At 38.0% G+C, this 18,750-nt stretch carries 18 protein-coding genes; 11 read left to right on the forward strand and 7 right to left on the reverse strand.

All coding sequences use genetic code 11. The features are described from left to right. Positions 1 to 75 precede the first annotated feature (75 nt). The 4 genes from CRO54_RS18060 to CRO54_RS18075 all read right to left on the reverse strand — a co-directional run bounded on the left by CRO54_RS18060 (position 76) and on the right by CRO54_RS18075 (position 3,941). Positions 76 to 1,107: a formimidoylglutamase gene (locus CRO54_RS18060; protein WP_097133477.1), complete on the reverse strand. Its 1,032-nt coding sequence runs from the start codon at positions 1,105 to 1,107 to the stop codon at positions 76 to 78. Continuing rightward, complete coding sequence (gene hutI, locus CRO54_RS18065) at positions 1,100 to 2,338, reverse strand: imidazolonepropionase (protein WP_097133478.1); 1,239 nt, start codon at positions 2,336 to 2,338, stop codon at positions 1,100 to 1,102. Before hutI ends, CRO54_RS18060 begins: the two co-directional genes overlap by 8 nt. 82 nt (positions 2,339 to 2,420) lie before the next feature. After that, on the reverse strand, positions 2,421 to 3,188 hold the full coding sequence (locus CRO54_RS18070; RefSeq protein ID WP_097133479.1) for an exodeoxyribonuclease III: 768 nt from the start codon (positions 3,186 to 3,188) through the stop codon (positions 2,421 to 2,423). A gap of 48 nt (positions 3,189 to 3,236) precedes the next feature. After that, positions 3,237 to 3,941 carry a peptidylprolyl isomerase gene (locus CRO54_RS18075; RefSeq protein ID WP_097133480.1) on the reverse strand — a complete coding sequence of 235 codons (705 nt, stop codon included), beginning with the start codon at positions 3,939 to 3,941 and terminating at the stop codon, positions 3,237 to 3,239. Between the two features lie 194 nt (positions 3,942 to 4,135). Between CRO54_RS18075 and CRO54_RS18080 the strand changes: the two genes are divergently transcribed. The 3 genes from CRO54_RS18080 (at position 4,136) to ygiD (ending at position 6,380) form a co-directional block, all read left to right on the forward strand. Further along, positions 4,136 to 4,693 (forward strand): helix-turn-helix domain-containing protein, encoded by a 558-nt coding sequence (locus tag CRO54_RS18080; RefSeq protein WP_097133481.1) that lies wholly within the window; start codon positions 4,136 to 4,138, stop codon positions 4,691 to 4,693. A 207-nt stretch (positions 4,694 to 4,900) separates the two neighbouring features. Further along, complete coding sequence (locus CRO54_RS18085) at positions 4,901 to 5,473, forward strand: YceI family protein (RefSeq protein WP_097133797.1); 573 nt, start codon at positions 4,901 to 4,903, stop codon at positions 5,471 to 5,473. A gap of 70 nt (positions 5,474 to 5,543) precedes the next feature. After that, positions 5,544 to 6,380, forward strand: coding sequence for a 4,5-DOPA-extradiol-dioxygenase (gene ygiD / locus CRO54_RS18090; protein WP_097133482.1), 837 nt, complete (start codon positions 5,544 to 5,546; stop codon positions 6,378 to 6,380). A gap of 184 nt (positions 6,381 to 6,564) precedes the next feature. Here ygiD and CRO54_RS18095 read toward each other — a convergent pair whose 3' ends face one another. Together CRO54_RS18095 and CRO54_RS18100 are read right to left on the reverse strand one after the other, a co-directional pair. Continuing rightward, positions 6,565 to 7,032: a DUF6265 family protein gene (locus CRO54_RS18095; protein ID WP_097133483.1), complete on the reverse strand. Its 468-nt coding sequence runs from the start codon at positions 7,030 to 7,032 to the stop codon at positions 6,565 to 6,567. An 80-nt stretch (positions 7,033 to 7,112) separates the two neighbouring features. Then, positions 7,113 to 8,510, reverse strand: coding sequence for an aldehyde dehydrogenase family protein (locus CRO54_RS18100; protein ID WP_097133484.1), 1,398 nt, complete (start codon positions 8,508 to 8,510; stop codon positions 7,113 to 7,115). A gap of 112 nt (positions 8,511 to 8,622) precedes the next feature. Between CRO54_RS18100 and CRO54_RS18105 the strand changes: the two genes are divergently transcribed. The 7 genes from CRO54_RS18105 to CRO54_RS18135 all read left to right on the forward strand — a co-directional run bounded on the left by CRO54_RS18105 (position 8,623) and on the right by CRO54_RS18135 (position 15,921). Continuing rightward, positions 8,623 to 9,822 (forward strand): FAD-dependent oxidoreductase, encoded by a 1,200-nt coding sequence (locus tag CRO54_RS18105; RefSeq protein ID WP_097133485.1) that lies wholly within the window; start codon positions 8,623 to 8,625, stop codon positions 9,820 to 9,822. Between the two features lie 167 nt (positions 9,823 to 9,989). Beyond that, positions 9,990 to 12,392: a S9 family peptidase gene (locus CRO54_RS18110; protein WP_171047941.1), complete on the forward strand. Its 2,403-nt coding sequence runs from the start codon at positions 9,990 to 9,992 to the stop codon at positions 12,390 to 12,392. Between the two features lie 51 nt (positions 12,393 to 12,443). Then, positions 12,444 to 13,343, forward strand: coding sequence for a DUF4886 domain-containing protein (locus CRO54_RS18115; RefSeq protein WP_097133486.1), 900 nt, complete (start codon positions 12,444 to 12,446; stop codon positions 13,341 to 13,343). Positions 13,344 to 13,512: 169 nt separating this feature from the next. Continuing rightward, positions 13,513 to 14,145: a peroxiredoxin gene (locus CRO54_RS18120; RefSeq protein WP_097133487.1), complete on the forward strand. Its 633-nt coding sequence runs from the start codon at positions 13,513 to 13,515 to the stop codon at positions 14,143 to 14,145. Positions 14,146 to 14,339: 194 nt separating this feature from the next. Next, positions 14,340 to 14,648 carry a thioredoxin family protein gene (locus tag CRO54_RS18125; RefSeq protein WP_097133488.1) on the forward strand — a complete coding sequence of 103 codons (309 nt, stop codon included), beginning with the start codon at positions 14,340 to 14,342 and terminating at the stop codon, positions 14,646 to 14,648. A 2-nt stretch (positions 14,649 to 14,650) separates the two neighbouring features. Next, on the forward strand, positions 14,651 to 14,914 hold the full coding sequence (locus CRO54_RS18130; RefSeq protein WP_097133489.1) for a DUF6952 family protein: 264 nt from the start codon (positions 14,651 to 14,653) through the stop codon (positions 14,912 to 14,914). 107 nt (positions 14,915 to 15,021) lie between these two features. Continuing rightward, positions 15,022 to 15,921: a phosphatase PAP2 family protein gene (locus tag CRO54_RS18135; protein ID WP_097133490.1), complete on the forward strand. Its 900-nt coding sequence runs from the start codon at positions 15,022 to 15,024 to the stop codon at positions 15,919 to 15,921. 60 nt (positions 15,922 to 15,981) lie between these two features. On the opposite strand, the gene CRO54_RS18140 is transcribed toward CRO54_RS18135, so the two are convergent. Next, complete coding sequence (locus CRO54_RS18140; RefSeq protein ID WP_097133491.1) at positions 15,982 to 16,809, reverse strand: N-acetylmuramoyl-L-alanine amidase; 828 nt, start codon at positions 16,807 to 16,809, stop codon at positions 15,982 to 15,984. Between the two features lie 195 nt (positions 16,810 to 17,004). Here CRO54_RS18140 and CRO54_RS18145 point away from each other — a divergent pair, with 195 nt between their 5' ends. Beyond that, entirely contained in the window at positions 17,005 to 18,681 is a 1,677-nt protein-coding gene (locus CRO54_RS18145; protein ID WP_097133492.1) for a dipeptidyl-peptidase 3 family protein, read from the forward strand. Positions 18,682 to 18,750 lie beyond the last annotated feature (69 nt).

The raw sequence follows: 18,750 nt of genomic DNA on the forward strand, positions 1-18,750 counted from the left end.
GCAGATTTTCACAAATTGAGCCGCAGATTTAAGACGATTTAGATTTGCGTTATCTACGTAAAAAATCAGCGTATATCAGCGGGAAAACTCAAAACGTTTAATAAAATCACTTACTAAATAAGCAATTGTTTTACCAATAGTTTCGTCTTTTGTGCCGTTATTTAACTCGTGAGCTCCTTCACAAATATGTAGATAACAGAAAGGCTGCTTTGTGGCAATAACCACTTTTCTTACCTCATCTAAAGTAAATCCGCTTGGTGTAGCTGCGCTAGACAAAATGTTGCTGATGCTGTCTAAATCAATTTCTAAGCCTAAGGGCAATTTTACGTCTTTTAAGAGCATTTCTGTTTCACCGCGAACATCTTCCTCTTTGCTTAACAAATCGTCGAAATAAACCGTTTTAATAGATTCGTTATTGGCAATGAAATCTAATTGAGCTTGACTGATATAGCTTTGATGTAGACCAAGCATACGGTATTGGTCTAAAAAACCATCTTTAATTGCCGTACTAAACCCGTTTCCGCTATGTCTTCCTTCTTCTGTATTGCGTAAATCGGTATGCGCATCAACATTGAGCACATTCACTTTTGCTTGCAGAGCCAAGGATGTTCCTTTAATGATTGGGTAACAATTGTTGTGCCCACCACCAATCACGATAGGGATTTTTCCTGCGGCTACAATGGCTTGAATAATTGGAAAAGCCAAATCATCAATTTCTGCAACGATTTCTCTTAGCTCGGAAATGTCAGTTGAGTTGTTTTCAGGAATTTCAAACTGCCCTAAAACCAAAATATCTTCTCCTTTTAGAAAAGCATTCTGTTGAAGGTTGAGGAATGTTTTTAGTGCGGGTATCCAAGCGGTATGTGTGCCGCCAATTCCATAATTAGCACGAACGCCAATATCTTCTGGAATACCTAAAAGGACAAATTTCGCCGAGGATTTTTGAAGAATTTCAGAAGAGATTGCTTTCCCGAAGTCTCGGGACAGGCTGTCACTATGCTCGCAATGATGATAGAAATCAACTTTTTCACCAAGCTTGGTTTCGCCATCACGTTTGTTAACGAGGGTTAAAATATCGCCCTGCGAAAAAATGCGGAAGCTAGCCATGATAAATCTCTCCGTTTAAAATTACCGTTTCTATTTGACTTTGCGCAAAACTGTAAGGTAAATAAGCTAAAGAAGTCATTGGTCTGGTGATAAATAAATTGGCTGTTTTACCGATAGCGATGCTACCAACTTCATTGCTTAATTCCATTGCTGCGGCACCATTTAAGGTTGCAGCATTAATAGTTTGCTCAGGCGTCATTTTTAATTTGATGCAACCTAAAGAAACTACAAAATTCATGTTTCCAGATGGCGTAGAGCCTGGATTGTAATCGCTGGCTAGTGCTACGATTGCATTGTTTTCTATCAATCCTTTGGCATTGGCGAAAGGTATATTGATGTAAAACGAACAAGAGGGAAGCAAAGTTGCAATGGTATTGCTGTTGCTTAGTGCTCGTAAAACTTCGTCGTCGGTTTCTTCGAGATGGTCTACAGAAACCGCTTGATGACTTATGCCGGTTTGCACTGCACCAGAACTAGATAACTGGTTAGCGTGGATTTTCGGTTTCAATCCGTAGTTTGATGCAGCGGTTAAAATTTGTGCCGTCTCTTCGTTCGAAAAGAAACCTTTTTCGCAAAAAACATCAATATAATCGGCTAATCCTTGTTCGGCAACCTTTGGGAGAAGTTCATTAATAATTAAATCTATATATCCTTGATGGTTGTTTTTGAACTCAGTTGGATAAGCATGAGCAGCTAACAGGGTAGTTTTAATCGGAATCGGGAAAGCGGCTTTTAAGCGTTTAATTACCCGAAGCATTTTCAGCTCACTTTCTACGGTTAAACCATAACCACTTTTGATTTCTAGAGCGCCAGTGCCTTGTTTAATCATGTCCTTTAAGCGAATGCTAGCACTTTCAAACAGTTCATCTGCTGTGGCTTTTTGTAGTTTATTCGCCGAGTTTAGAATTCCTCCACCTGCTGCCGCAATTTCTTCATAGGTTTTGCCAGCAATTTTTAAAGCAAATTCCTCCTCACGAGGTGCGGCAAAAACGATATGTGTATGGCTATCGCACCAAGAAGGAAATACAAATTTACCAGTTGCATCAAAGGTATTCAGATTTGAGTATTGCGTATTGAGATCACTCATCAAGCCAAAATCTTTAATCAAACCATCTTCCAATAGCAACCAAGCATTTTCTAAAATAGGCAGTTGATTTAATTCGCTACCGCGAAGAAAAAGCTTTTCTTTTGAATGAACGCCTACAAGGGCTTTGATGTTGGTAATTAGCATATTTGGTTAACTGTTTAAACTGTGTAAATGGTTAACTGTTGCAAAGCGATTAAACGATTTCAACAAACAATCGATTAATCCGTTATTGTAGTTCCAATAAAATAGGGCAGTGATCACTATGCAAAGCATCTGGTAAAATGCGTACATTTTTCAATCTGGCTTCCATTTCTCTAGTAGTTAAATGATAATCGATGCGCCAGCCCAAATTCTTGCCTCTTGCGCCTGCACGATAGCTCCACCAAGTGTAATGGTGTGGGTCTTGGTTAAAATGACGGAAGGAATCTATAAAACCGTTGTTGATAAAAAGCTCCATCCACTCACGCTCTTCTGGTAAAAAACCTGATGAATTGGCATTAGATTTCGGGTTGTGGATATCGATCGCTTTATGGCAAATGTTATAATCACCAGAAATAATCAGATTTGGATGTTCTTTTCTTAACTCTCCAATGTAACTATTGAAAAACTTCATGAACTCGTACTTTTTTACCTGTCTTTCATCGCCACTAGAACCCGATGGCAGGTAAACGCTCATCAATGAAAAATCTTCGAAATCAGCTCTTAAAATTCTTCCTTCGGCATCAATCCATTGCTCGCCACAACCATATGCTACATGTTTTGGTTTTATTTTAGTGAAGATCGCTACACCACTATAACCTTTTTTTTCTGCCGGAAACCAATAATGATGATAGCCCAAATGTTCAACCAGAGCTAAAACTTCAGGAATTTGCTCTTTCAATGCTTTTACTTCCTGTAAGCAAACCATGTCGGCATCTGTTGATTGTAACCAAGTAAATAAACCTTTGGTTGCTGCGGCACGAATGCCATTTACGTTGTATGATATGATTTTCATTTATTTATTTCTTTTTGCCGTTGGTTTAAAGCAATGGTAATGTAATTTCTATTTAATGGCTTTAGCCGTTTTATTTAATTCTTTCTCTAGCTTTTTTGCCTCTCTTTTTTTCAATACCGTCACCGTCATTTTTACATCTTCTTTCGGACGGTTTGCTGTGCTCGTTTCTACGTTAGCAATACTGTCAATCATTTCAAGACCCTTTACTACCTCTCCATAAGCGGTGTAACTTCTGTCTAAATGCGGTGTGCCACCAATAGTTTTATAAACCTCACGTTGGTATTCGGGGATTTTATGCTGTAACCTGTTCTTTTCCACTTTATCCAATTGCTCGTCGGTAAAAACCTTTCCTTGCACCAAATAAAACTGACTGCCACTAGACGCTTTTTCGGGATTGTTGTCTCTCGCTCCCGCCAAAACTCCTTTTTTGTGGAAAATACTATCCCTAAACTCGGCAGGAATGGTGTAGTTAGGGCCACCTTCGCCCAACACTGCATCTGGAGTTGCATTTTTAGAATCAGGGTCGCCGCCTTGAATCATGAAATCTTTAATCACCCTGTGGAAAATAGTCCCGTTATAATAGCCTTCTTTGGCCAGTTTTAAGATATTGTCACGATGTAAAGGGGTTTCGTTGTAAAGTTTAACAATACATTCGCCTTTGGAAGTACTTATCTTGATGTATTGATATTTCGGCTTTGCCGCGTACACAAAACTGCAACAGAATAAGGCACAAATCAATAGGAGTTTTTTCATGATGAATTGAATTTGCGCTAAGTTATTTAAAAATTATAAAGTGTCATAAATTAGCCACAGATGCACAGATTTAATCTAATAATAAGACTGAGATATAAATTCATTTGTGCATCTGTGGCAAAGAATGTCTGCCTAAAGTTGAATTATCACCTACGGTTTTAAGTGGAAAGAATAATTAGCTACTTTAGTAATCAATGAAGCTATACATCAAAAATATGGTATGCGACCGCTGTAAAATGGCGGTAGAAACAGTACTCGATAAACTAGATTTAAATCCTACGAATGTGGTTTTGGGAGAGGTTGATTTAAAAGAGGAAAGCCTAACCGATGCGAAATACCAAGAGATGAAAACTGCTTTAGAAAACTTGGGCTTCGAGTTGTTGGAAGACAAAAAGAAAGCTGCTGTTGCTCAAATTAAAGCTGCAATTGTAGAGCTAGCCCATTACACCAAGGAACCTTTGAAAGTAAACCTTTCCGAATACCTGAGCAATAAGCTAGGTACAGATTATGCTTCATTAAGTAGTGTTTTCTCTGTTGAAGAGAAAAATACTATTGAGCACTACTTTATCCAACAAAAAATAGAAAAAGCAAAGGAGCTGTTGAGCTATGGAGAACTGACTTTGAGTGAAATCGCATTTCAATTGAACTATAGTAGCGTAGCACATTTGTCGGCGCAGTTTAAAAAAGAAACGGGGTTGACGCCGTCACAATTTAAGCAAGACTTGAAACGCCAAACTTTGGATAAAATTTAGTTTCCCGCAGATTTGCGCTGATATCTCCGCAGATTGAAGGAGATTCCTTTTTAAAACTTCACTGCCAATCACCTTAAATCTGCGGCTAAAATCTGTGTTAATCTGCGGGAAATGACCCGCACATCAAAACTCCTTTCTTATCATACATCAACTTTTTCCCGATTGTGCTGTTGTAGCTTTGTGTTCAATTAATTAATGACAAAAAGCATGAAAAGATTATTCTTATTTTTATTAGCAACGAGCTTAAGTGTAGCAACGTTTGCTCAAACAAAGTGGACGGTAGATCCGATGCACTCTTTCGTAAATTTCTCGGTTAAACATTCTGGAATCTCTTTCGTAGATGGAAATTTTAAGAAGTTTGAAGGTGGATTTGTTTCTTCTAAAGCAGATCTTTCAGATGCGAAAATTAGCTTTACTGCAGATGCGGCAAGTATCAATACTGGCGTTGAGCAACGTGATGGTCACTTAAAATCTGATGATTTCTTTAATGCAGAGAAGTTTCCAAAATTGGCTTTCGAAAGCACTTCTTTCAAAAAAGTTAAAGGTAACAACTATGCATTAACTGGAAAATTAACTATCCGTGATGTGACTAAAACGGTAACTTTTGCAGTAGTTTACGGTGGTACGGCAAAAGACCAACAAGGTAATACCAAAGCTGGTTTTTTAGCTACAACTAAAATCAACCGCCTGGATTTCAACGTAAAATATGACCCAACGGGCGCAGGTATTGCTAAAGACGTAAACATTACGTTGAATTTGCAATTTGCGCAAGCGAAGTAGTATCCACTGTCACATTGAGCTTGTCGAAATGTATGCTTCGACAGGCTCAGCATGACACAGTCAACGAACAATGAACACACTCAATCAATTCAAAAGCTTTACCGCTCATCTACCACAAAGTGATATCATGCCTGCATTGTTTATGGGGCACGGCTCACCAATGAATGGCATCGAGATAAACGAATTCAGCACTGGCTGGGCAAATATGGCTAAGTCCATTCCTCTGCCGACAGCAGTTTTGGTAGTTTCTGCACACTGGTTTACCCGTGGAACCAAAATTACGGCAATGGATTTCCCACCGACTATCCATGATTTCGGCGGTTTCCCACAAGCTTTATTTGATGTGCAATATCCTGCTGCCGGAAATCCGGAATTGGCTAAAGAAACAGCGAACTTTATTACGTCTACTTCAGTGGAATTAGACCACGATTGGGGTTTGGACCACGGCGCTTGGACGGTGATAAGGCACATGTACCCGAATGCAGATATTCCAGTTCTGCAGCTAAGTATCGATTACTCGAAGGGTGCTCAATATCACTACGATTTGGCAAAGGAATTATCCGCTCTGCGCAAAAAAGGAGTATTGATTTTAGGCAGTGGTAACATGGTGCATAACCTACGTATGGTGAGTTGGGAAATGATTAATGGTGGTGGTTACGATTGGGCTATTGAAGCTAACGACAAGTTTAAAACGGCAATTTTGAACAAAAACCATCAATCACTTATCAATTTTGAGCAAATGGGTAGTGAAATACGTCTATCTATTCCAACGCCAGAACATTACTTGCCGCTAATGTACACTTTAGGCCTGCAAGGTGATAAAGAAGAAGCTTTGTTATTTAACGATAAAGCCGTTGGTGGTTCGTTAACCATGACTTCGGTAAAGGTGGGATCGAAACTAATATAGCATATTATTGTATTTTATTGAGCATTCTCATATACTCAACGTCATCCTGAATTTATTTCAGGATCTTAATACGAGAAAAAGTTAATGCATATTCCTTTTACGATTCCCGTTTTCAGACCCTGCTCGGATACTTTGGAGGGAATTAAATCACTAAAGAAAACCCAAGGGTAGAGAGGATTAAACTTTATTTCGCCCTCTGATAAGGAAACTCCATTTTCCTCTTCTTGCCGCCAATTTCTCCCTCAATCCAAGCCAAAAGGTTATCTTTTCCCTTGTTTTGATACACGATTTGTTGAGGGAAATCATGTTGTTTGTTTTCGAAAGTAAAGGTGTTGTTCGCCGAAGTAGCCAATTTAAAATCTGTTCTTCCTTCGTTGCCTTTCTCGTAACCAGTAACGCAATAATGCCAATCTCCTTTTATCTTTTTAAGCACAACAGACTCCGTTAATACACTATCGCCTTTGGCGTTAAAACGATGAGAAGTTCCCGTTAAGCTATCGCGATGTTTTTGCCAACGTTCTACAATTTTTCCCGTCTTGGTTTTCATCTCCCATTTTCCAATAATGAAGTCGAAAGTTTTTAGGGTTGGTTTTTGTGCAGATGCGTAAAGCGATGCTATGATTAAAATTGCGATTGAAAGTGATTTTTTCATTGGATTTCAAGTTGTACTCCACAGATGCACAGATAAGTTTTTGGTAATTATTATCTGTGCATCTGTGGCTAATGATCAATTTACATAATTCGTTTAAGCATCTTCAATACCCATTGTTTAGCTTGGTAGGGAGGGTAAACTAAACTATTGAAATCTATACTTCTTTGAGTAACTACAGTACGTTCATGAGAAAAGTTCTTGAACCCAAAAAAACCGTGGCTACTACCCATTCCACTATGATTTGCACCGCCGAAAGGTAATTTGGGGTTGGCAATATGTACCAAGACATCGTTAATACAGGTGCCACCAGCGCTGGTTGATTTGATGATTTTTTTGATGTTCTTCTCGCTTTTGCTAAAAATATAAAGCGCTAGAGGTTTTGATTTTCCGTTAATAAAATTGATGGCTTCATCTAAATCTACATAAGGAATAATTGGTAAAATAGGACCAAAAATTTCTTCCTCCATTAGCTTCGTCTCTTTAGGAACTTGCGTTAAAACAGCTGGGTAAATTGTTTGGGTTTTTTCATTGGTTTTGCCACCCCAATTAATCCTAGCGCCTTTATCAACGGCTTCAGTAATTAGGTTGCTCAGTCTTTCAAAATGTTTTTTACTAATGATTTTACCGTAAACTTCGGGATTGATTTCCTCTTTTGCTTTGAAATACATTTCGGTAGCGAACTGCTTATATAAGCCAACAAATTCGTCTAATCTTTCTTGATGAATGAGCACGTAATCTGGAGCAATACAGGTTTGACCAGCATTGACCAACTTGCCCCAAGCAATTTTCTGTGCTGCTTTTGCTAAATCTACGTCCTTGTCAATAAGTGTTGGCGATTTGCCTCCTAATTCTAGTGTTACCGAAGTGAGATTTTTTGCTGCCGCTGTCATTACTACTTTACCAATTTCGGTACTGCCCGTAAAAAATATATGATCGAAAGGCAGTTCTAAAAGTTGCTGGGCAACCTCGGCATCTCCTTCCAAGCTGGCAATATGCTCTTCCTCAAATGTATCTAAAATGATTTTCGTAATGACTTTGCTCGTTGCAGGGCTTAATTCTGATGGCTTAACCATTACACAATTTCCAGCGGCAATAGCCGAAATTAAAGGCGACATCACTAACTGGAAAGGATAATTCCACGGAGCGATAATCAGGCAAACACCCTTTGGTTCGTAATGAATTCGGTTTTTAGCGAAGGGATTGCTCAACGTCTTGCCAATCCGGCTAGGCGACATCCAGCTTCTAAGGTTGCTGATGGCAAAGTCTATTTCTCCGTAGATGAAGAATAGCTCGGTGACAGAAGCTTCAAAACGACTTTTTCTTAAATCTTTATGCAGGGCGAAATAGATGGCGTCTTCATTTTCCTCAATGGCGCTTTTTAATTTCCTCAGCTGGTCTATTCGCTGTAAAGCATGAGTTTGCCTTAACACATATTGATGTGCTTTTTGAATTTCAAATACGTAGCTGATTCTGCTCATAAGGCCTCACAAAATGCAGGAATAATTGTTAAATATAGTTAAACGCCAATAAAACTTCTTATAATTATAAGCAAATTAGCGTTTTGTAATCACACAATGTTCGTTTAACATCATGAAAAGATATCTGTTTTTATTTTCTGCTTTCTTTTTTTCATTTCAGCTAAAAGCGCAAACTATAAAACCAGATGTTTTTGTGGTTGGCAATGGTAATGCAGCTGTCGCGGCAGCTATTCAAGCGGCACAATCCAATGTGAAAACTATTCTATTGTTGCAATCGGGTGGTTTTGATATTGAGCCTATTGGAAAAGATTTACATTCTGGGGTACAGGCTGCCTTCATCAAAAAACTAAAAGCCTTTCAAAAACAGCCCGACAGTATTCCAGATGTTAAATTTGATAAGCAAGCTGCGAATGAAGTCTTGACAAAATGGACGGATAGCATTAAAAATCTCACAGTGATTAAGAACGTGGTTTGGGCAAAGGCAGACAGATCTGGCAAAGGTTGGGTTTTTAAACTATCGGATGGAAAGACAATTAGGCCAGAAGTGTTTATTAACGTCGCAGATCAGAAACTGAATGTAGCGCTAAAAATTGATGCCAGCGCTTCTACTACTTGGAATAAATTCGATTATCAAAACTCCATTTATAAGACCAATATAGCTACAGGAAAAAATATTGATGGAAGTACCAATTCTATTTATTCTTTGTATCAATTGTTGATGCCTACGCAAGAAAATTTGGTTTACGTTAATGATGCTTCGAGTATGTTGTTGGGGCAGTCGGCAGGTGTTATTGCCGCTTATGCAGGCTTTTTCAACCTTAAAACTTCAGAGTCAAATCTCAAAAAAATACAAGGCGAATTAATTGCCTTCAATACTAACTTAATGCCTTTTGCAGATGTTGGTGTTAAAGATGCTAATTGGAAAGCCGTCCAAATGGTGGGGTTAACAGGAGTTCTAAAAGCGGAGGAGGTGAACGGAAAGTTGCTTTTTAATGCCGAGAAATTAGTAAGTACAGCTGATATCCGCCAGCCGATAAAAGACCATTATTACAAAGCTCAGATTTGGTTTGATGATCATAAAAGCGAAATCATTACTATTGGAGCAGCGATAGATATGATTTGCTATGTAGGTAATAAAGCCCCAGAAACCACCAAAAAGGAGGTAGAGAAAAAATGGAAAACCACTTATGCTTTTACATCAGACCTTAACCTAGAGCGACAAATTTCTAAACGTGAATTTGCAACGCTTTTGCAAGATTACATGCCCCCTTTTAACGTAACAATAGATAAAACTGGTAAGATTTTGAGGTAGGTTTAAATTTTACCACCTTAGACACCTTAGCTCATTTAAGCCTTAGGTTTTCTTAGGTGTCTAAGGTGGTAAAAATAAGTCTTCGTGGTTCAAATGTGTAACATTTGTTTTGCCTTGTTTAAGTCGAAATGCTTTTTGTATAACTTGCATTCATAACCGTAAACTAAATGAAGAAGTTATCCTTTCTATTTTTCCTGTTTGCTTCTGCAGCAAATGCACAGCAACTCGCACCGCTATCAGTTCAAAAAATCATGAGAGACCCCAAATGGATGGGAACATCGCCAGACGAATACCGCTGGTCGGCTGATAGTAAGACCGTTTTCTTTAACTGGAATCCTGAAAACAAAGACAAATCGCAACCTTATAAACTAAATGTAGCTAGTCAGAAAGTAGACAAAGCGGAAAAAGAGGAAGCAGAAAAAAGTGCTTCCATCAACTATGTTTACAATAAAGATAAATCGCTGGGATTGTTAGAAAAAGGAGGAGATATTTATTTAACCAACCTTAAATCAAAAAAAGAAACGAGATTAACCAATACATTAGAGAGGGAAAGCAATGCTCGCTTTTTGTATAACAATGAGATTGTTTTTCAACGAGCAGATAATGTTTACCAATTAAACTTTAGCACAGGAGAGTTAACGCAGCTAACCAATTTTGTAAAAGGAAAGTCAGATGCAGCTTCTCCAGCCTCAAGACCTGCTGGTAGAGCTATTGCACAAGGAACTTCACAGCAAGATCTTTGGTTAAAAAATGACCAAACGGCATTGTTCGATATCATTAAGAAAAGAAATGCAGAAGGTGGAAATAGAACAATGGGAAGAGGTAGAGGTTTTGGAATGGTTAACGATAATGTTAAGCCAAGAGTAATCAAACCAATTCATTTAGAGGATGATTTTATGGCTGGCTTAACGGTTAGTCCAGATGGGAAATATGTAAGTTATAGGTTAATTAAGCAAGCTGCAGGAAATAAAAACACCATTGTTCCTAATTACGTAACGGCATCGGGTTACACCGAAGACATCAATGGAAGAACCAAAGTTGGAGAATCCTTATCTACAAGTACAACTTACGTGTTCGATGTGGCAAAAGATTCTGTGTACGCTGTTAATGTTTCGCAAATAGCGGGTATTAAAGATTTGCCAGATTACGTAAAAGACTATCCGAAACAATTAGAAGAACGCACTAAAAAGAACGAAGACAGAAAGGTTAACCTTAATGTAGTTAACTGGAACGAAAATGGTTCGTTTGCGGTAGTTAGCGGAAGAGCGCAAGACAATAAAGATTTTTGGATTTTAAAGTTGGATCCTACTACGGGTAAGTTAACATTAATTGACCGCCAAAGGGACGAAGCTTGGGTGGGTGGACCAGGTGTTAGCCGTGATGTAAAATGGATTGACAACCAAAGATTTTATTTCCAAAGTGAAGCTACAGGTTATTCCCATTTATACACCTATAACGTAAATACTGGCGAGAAAAAGCAATTAACTTCTGGTAAATGGGAAGTGCAGCAAGCGCAGCTTTCGAAAGATAAAAGTACGTTTTATATCAGCGGTAATAAAGAGCATCCAGGCATCACTCATTTTTATAAACTGAGTGTAAACGGCGGAGATTTGGTACAAATCACTTCAATGAAAGGTGGAAATGAAGTTACACTTTCTCCAGACGAGAAATGGTTGGCGATTAACCATTCTTACATGGACAAACCTTGGGAGCTTTATATCCAAGCAAATAAACCAGGAGCTAAAGCTGTTAAGATAACGAAGTCAACTTCTGCCGAATTCGATAGTTATCAGTGGAGACAGCCTGATTTAGTATCTTTTAAAAATCGTTACGGAGATGATGTTTATGCTAGGGTTTATCCATCTAAAAATCCGCATCCAAATAAACCTGCGGTAGTTTTTGTACACGGTGCTGGTTATTTACAAAATGTGCATTACTGGTGGAGCCAATATTTCAGAGAATATATGTTCAATAATTTACTGGCGGATAATGGTTACACTGTCATTGATATCGACTATACTGCAAGTTCTGGCTATGGTCGTAATCACCGTACTGGAATTTATCGCCACATGGGTGGAAAAGATCTGACAGACCAAGTAGATGGCGTGAAGATGTTGGTAGAAAAATATGGTGTTAATCCTAAAAATGTAGGCTTATATGGGGGGTCGTATGGTGGTTTTATCACTTTGATGGGATTGTTTAACGAGTCAGATACCTTTAGAGCTGGTGCGGCATTGCGTTCGGTAACCGATTGGGCGCATTACAATCACGGCTACACCGCAAATATCTTGAACGAACCTTTTAATGACCCAAATGCTTATAAGAAAAGCTCACCAATTTACTTTGCAGACAAACTTAAAGGCGATTTAGTAATGTTACACGGTATGGTGGATGTAAATGTTCATTTTCAGGATATCGTTCGTTTATCGCAACGCTTTATTGAGCTAGGTAAAGATAATTGGGAACTGGCAGTATATCCTGTAGAAGATCATGGCTTTGTAGAACCAAGCAGCTGGACAGATGAGTACAAGCGAATTTTTAAGCTATTCGAAAATACCTTGAAGAAGTAAAGCATAAATGCTACCTTGAGATAATTAAGTAAACTTATAACCTAATTTGAGATGAAATTATTTAAACAGAAGCTTTTCGTTATTTTGGTATTGCTTACAGGAGCATTTATTAGCAAAGCTGATACCTATTATTTTGTCAACCACAGCGCATTCTCTAATGCTGGAAAACCGAATAAAGATAGCGTAATCAAAATTTTAGCGATTGGAAACAGTTTTTCTGAAGATGCCATTGAATATTATTTGCAAGGCTTAGCAAAAGCAGGAGGTTATAAGGTGATTATTGGAAACCTTTATATTGGCGGTGCACCTTTAGATTTGCATTGGAAAAATGCTCAAAACAATGCAGATGTTTATGAATACAGAAAAACAGGGCTGGGCGGTAAAAAAGAGCGTTTGTCTAAAGTTAGTATCGCTAAAGCGCTAGCTGATGAAAATTGGAATTATGTCAGCTTCCAACAAGCTAGTCCAAAATCTGGATTGTTTGATACCTATGTGGAGCCACTTCCATTGTTGTTCAATTATGTTAAGGAAAAGGCAACCAACCCGAAGGTGAAATACATTTGGCACCAAACCTGGGCTTATGCTCAAAATTCTACGCACAACGGTTTTGCCAGTTATAACAAAGATCAAATGAGGATGTACCAAGCAATTGCAGATGCTTCTAGCAAAGTAAAGAGCTTGGTTCCGATAGATATTGTAGTACCTGCAGGAACGGCTATTCAAAATGCTCGTACCAAATTAGGAGATGTTTTATGTAGAGATGGTTATCATCTAGATTTAAACATAGGTCGTTATACCGCTTCTTGTGTATGGTACGAAGCAATATTCAAGAAAAATGTAATTGGAAACACCTACAAGCCAGATAAAGTTAACGGCGCTGACGCTTTAACCGCTCAGCAAGCCGCCCATAAAGCCATCAAAAAACCGTTTAAGGTGTCGAAAATCAAATAAGAGATCAAAAGCTTCGAGATAGAAAACTCGGAGCTTTTTTGTATAGCGAAAATCTAATTTAGTTTTGAAGTGTATAGTTTTTGTCTATATGCTTATCAAGATTTCGTATTGTCTTAGCGTTCATTTTACACTATCTTTGTGCCAAGAAAATTAAAAACACAAAATAATTATGAGTTTCGTAGGTAAAAAATTCCCTAGTATTACAGTTGATGCCATTTCTGAAATGGGTGACGATTTAAAAATCAACGTTTTTGAAGAAGCAGTAAAAAATAACTCTAAAGTATTATTATTCTGGTATCCAAAAGATTTCACTTTCGTTTGCCCTACTGAATTACATGCTTTCCAAGCAGCTTTAGGTGATTTCAAAGAAAGAAACACAGTAGTAATCGGCGCATCTTGCGACACTAACGAAGTTCACTTTGCTTGGTTAAACACAGCTAAAGATAACGGTGGTATCGAAGGTGTAACTTATACTTTAATTGCGGATACGCACAGACACTTAGCAGGTACTTTAGGTATCTTAGATCAAGAAGTTGATTATAATGAAGAAGGCGAAGAAGTATTCTCTGGTTCAAACGTATCTTACCGTGCTACTTACTTAATTGATGAGACAGGTAAAGTATTCCACGAAAGTGTAAACGATATGCCTCTAGGTAGAAACGTGAAAGAATATATCCGTTTAATTGATGCTTACGCTCACGTACAGAAACATGGCGAGGTTTGTCCTGCTAACTGGGAAGAAGGTAAATCAGCAATGAACGCAACTAGAACTGGCGTTGCTGAATACTTAAGCGCTAACTAAGCAAAAGCTTAAAATAGGCTGTTCCTTGCAGTCGGTTTGTCACATTGAGCTTGTCGAAATGTTTCTTAAAAGAGGATTCGACAAGCTCAGCCTGACAAACGAATAATACTCTATTCCCAATCATTAACTATGCGATTTCTAAACTAACACAAGACTGAAAGTAATGTGATTGCATAGCTATTAAATTTTATATCATGTTTTTAGAATTAACAGAAGATAGTTTAAGCCAATACCTTTCAGATAATCCGAAAGTAATGGTACAGTATGCAGCTTCGTGGTGTGGCAACTGCCGTATCATGAAACCAAAGTTTAAAAAATTAGCAGCAGAAAATGAAGACGTAGCTTTTTTAATCGTTGATGCAGAAAAGTTTCCAGAGTCGAGAAAATTTGCAAAAGTTGATAACCTACCAACCTTTGCTGCTTTCCAAAATGGTGCTTTAGTAGAGCAGGTTCAAACCAACAAAGCCGAAGTTCTAACCGATTTATTCGCTAAAATCAAGTAATTATGAAGGTTCCTGTAATTAGACAATTGTTTGAAAACTCAACACCAGAGCAATTGAACGCTACACTTGAAGTGTTAGAAGCATTTTGCGAGTTTAGAGGTGTAAGCGAAGCAGAAGTTGATGTAGCCGGAGAGATGATCACCAATATCTGCGGTGCATTAGAAGTACACGAAAGTGTAAAAGGAGGTTTAGAGCCTCGTGAAGCTTTAAATGCTTTCTCTCAAAAAGTAATGGGTTCTATTGATAGAAGTTCTTCAATAAAATAAAAAGAAGCCCCAGCAGAAATGTTGGGGCTTCTTTGATTTAAATACCTATTTGTGAGTATTTCAATTTTGAGTTATTGTTGCCAATTTCAATATTTTATATTGAAATCATGGGCAATAAAATCTTCCTATTATTAATTTTTGCTACAGTAAGCATAGCTCACGCACAAACGGTCAATAAGGCAGCCCGAGAATTAACCACCTACACAGAAACCATTGATAAAAGCAAAGTTGTAGCTGCACAGAAAAACTTAATTGTCGCTCTAAATTTAAATCAAGATAAGAAAACTGACTCTATAAAAAAAGTTGTTTTTTTAAAAGATACTGTTGTTTTAGAACATCAACATCAAGCTCTTTTGACGAGATTTTCTTTGAAAAAAAACATCGTCCCCATCTTGTTAATTACTTATGGAGGATTTAGCGTAGAAAATCCACATATTAAAAATTTCAATTCTTCTTGGAAAAATGAGATCGCATCAATGAGAATGCCAAGAAATCATGCAGACGATTACACACAATTTGCGCCTATGGCTATTGTATATGGACTCAATTTTGCTGGTGTAAAAGGTAATAATGATATTGGCGATATCATTACTGTAAATATTACTTCTTTTCTGCTTTCTACCGCAATTGTGCGTCCGTTAAAACAGCTAACCGCTGTTAAAAGACCAGACGGCTCAAATGACCACTCGTTTCCATCGGGGCATACCAGTACCGCATTTGTCTCAGCTCAATTTATGTATAGAGAATACAGGGGAAAGGATAGGCTTTTAAGTTTAATGGGCTACCCATTTGCCGTTTACACAGCATTATACAGGACTGTAAACGATAAGCATTGGTTTGGAGATGTTGTGGCTGGTGCAGGTATCGGTATCTTAAGTACTGAATTGGCTTATTTTCTGCTTCCCCATATGAAAAATATGCTTAAGAAAATTTCGAAATCTAATGCTATAGCTTATCCTTTTTATCAGGATAATGCTTATGGTTTGGGGGTACAGGTTAAGTTGTAAGAACGCCCTATCATCTTAAAGTTGATAAGGCGTCAAGTACGAATGCATCCTGAAGAAAAATTATAAGTTTTTTCTGTACAGATCATAAATTACTTGTTTATCAAAGTCGGTTAAAACCTTAGTAATATCTGATTGAATATAATGGATTTTGAACGCTTCGATAGCATAGTTTTGACGGATGATGTTATATCCAATTACTTTTAAGCCTATCATAGGATCAAAGTTTTCCGGAACGCTATCTAAAACATCGTTATACCATAAACCGTAGCCTTGTTGCGCTAAGGTTTTCCAAGGGAAGTTTTTTGGGTCGTTTTTGCGTCCTGGAGCATAATCTGCATGACCAATAAAATTAGCCGTTGGTATGCTGTATTTCTTCTTTAAAGTTTTCAATAAAGCACATAAACTATTGATTTGAGCTTCGGTCCAAGGATCGGTAGTGCCGTTATTATCCATTTCAATGCCAATCGAGCAAGAATTCATATCGGTAACATTGCCCCACTTGCCGGCTCCAGCATGTTGGGCTCTCAGATAGTCGTTAACCATTTGCACCACTTTTCCGTCTCTACTTACTACATAATGTGAGCTGGTTTGTGTTTTGGGAATAGTAAAGGTTCTCAACGTTTGTCCCAACGAATCTTGTGCGGTATGGTGGATCATCACAAAATTCGGCTTGCGTATCCCCATATTGGTTGTGCCTACAAAATACTGCTCGTTAAAAAGCGAATCTACCTGTTGACCCTCTGGTGGGGTAGCAGCAATGATTTTTGAAAATGTTTTCGCATTATTTTTGTAAACCTTGTCGGTGGCTTTGTATTTATAGGTGCTGCAAGCTACAAGCAAGGATATCGATAGTAACCAAAAGGCGGGTGAAATTTTTTGTAGTTTCATGTATGTTGTTATTGGAAGATTAAAAAACTTATAGGGCCTAGGAATTGTTTTGCTAGCTGTAAAACAAAAACTGCCAACTCTTTTATGTACTTTCCCAAAAAATCAGGATAATTGATATCTTTTGTTATTAAATTTGGCAAATTAAATTTTACGAATTTAACACATTCACGCAAAACCCCGAAAAAACAATCGCATATGCGCAAAATAAATATTAAAATTGCTAAGGGAATCCTTTTAGGAGCAGCAATAGCGACCGCTATAACCGCTTGTACCGGCAATAATACTAACGAAGATAATTCGGCAAAAAAAGAAGTAGACTCACTTACAGAATATGTAGCACAACGATTGCCTATCTATGAAAAAGTTAGGTTAAGCACAGATTTGAATTTGCTAACACCAAACGAGCGTAAGGTTTTGCCGCTGTTAATAGAAGCAGCACAAATTATGGACGAACTTTTTTGGAAGCAAGCTTATCCGCAACGCGATAGTTTATTGGCGACCATTAAAGACGAAAAAACTAGAGAGTTTCTAAAAATCAACTATGGACCTTGGGATAGATTGAATGGAGATAAGCCTTTTGTTGCTGGCATCGGCGAAAAGCCATTAGGGGTTACTTTTTACCCATTGGATATGACCAAAGAAGAATTGGAAAAATCTGATGTGAAAGATAAACAAGGACTTTATTCGGTAATCGTAAGAGAAAATGGAAAGTTAACTTCTGTTCCCTACCATCTTTATTTTGCTACCGAATTACAAAAAGCCAGCAGCTTATTAAAACAAGCCGCTTTATTGGCTGATGATGAAGGGCTTAAAAAATATTTAAACCTTAGAGCTGATGCATTGGTAACAGATAACTATACCGCCAGTGATTACGCTTGGTTAGATATGAAATCGAATGGATTAGATATCATCATCGGCCCGATCGAAAACTATGAAGATAAATTATTTAACGCCAGAGCTTCGTTTGAGAGCTATGTGCTAGTAAAAGATAAAGAGTGGAGCAAACGCTTGGCTAAATATGTTTCGATGCTTCCTGAGCTTCAAAAAGGTTTACCGGTAGATGCTAAATATAAGAAGGAAGTGCCAGGCACAGATTCTGAACTGAACGCTTACGATGTGGTATATTACGCTGGAGATTGCAACGCAGGTTCTAAAACCATTGCCGTGAACTTGCCAAACGACGAAAAAATCCAGCAGGAAAAGGGAACTCGTCGCTCGCAGTTAAAAAATGCGATGAAAGCGAAGTTCGATAAGATTTTAGTGCCAATCTCGAATGTTTTAATTGATAAGGAGCAACAAAAGCACATCAAGTTTGATGCCTTTTTTGCCAATGTAATGTTCCATGAAGTGGCTCACGGCTTGGGTATTAAAAACACAGTTACTGGAAAAGGAATGGTACGTACCGCCTTGCAAGAGCAATATTCTTGGTTAGAAGAGGGCAAAGCCGATGTTTTAGGTCTATACATGGTAACTGGATTACTTAAAAAAGGTGAACTAGAAGGAGATATCAAAGATTTTTATACCACCTACATGGCAGGAATTTTACGCTCGGTTCGTTTCGGTGCATCTAGCGCCCACGGAAAAGCGAATATGCAGTGTTTCAATTTCTTCCAAGAAAAAGGTGCATTTGAGCGTACAGCTGCGGGAACGTACAAGGTTAACTATGATAAATTTGCTACAGCAATGAATGAATTAAGCGCTGTGGTATTGGCATTGCAAGGAAACGGAGATAAAGCTGCGGTAGAAAAAGCGCAAAAGGAAAGAGGGATTATCAAAGCAGAACTACAAGCTGATTTGGATAAATTGTCTCAAAAAGGAATTCCGGTAGATGTGATTTTTGACCAAGGCGTAGATGTTTTGGGCATGAAATAAGACCATCCTATTTTTTGCGTCTAAATTATAACCACATAGACACATAGATTTTAATCCGAATTTGGATTG

This window comes from Pedobacter xixiisoli (genome assembly GCF_900215335.1).
Taxonomy (GTDB): Bacteria; Bacteroidota; Bacteroidia; order Sphingobacteriales; family Sphingobacteriaceae; genus Pedobacter; species Pedobacter xixiisoli.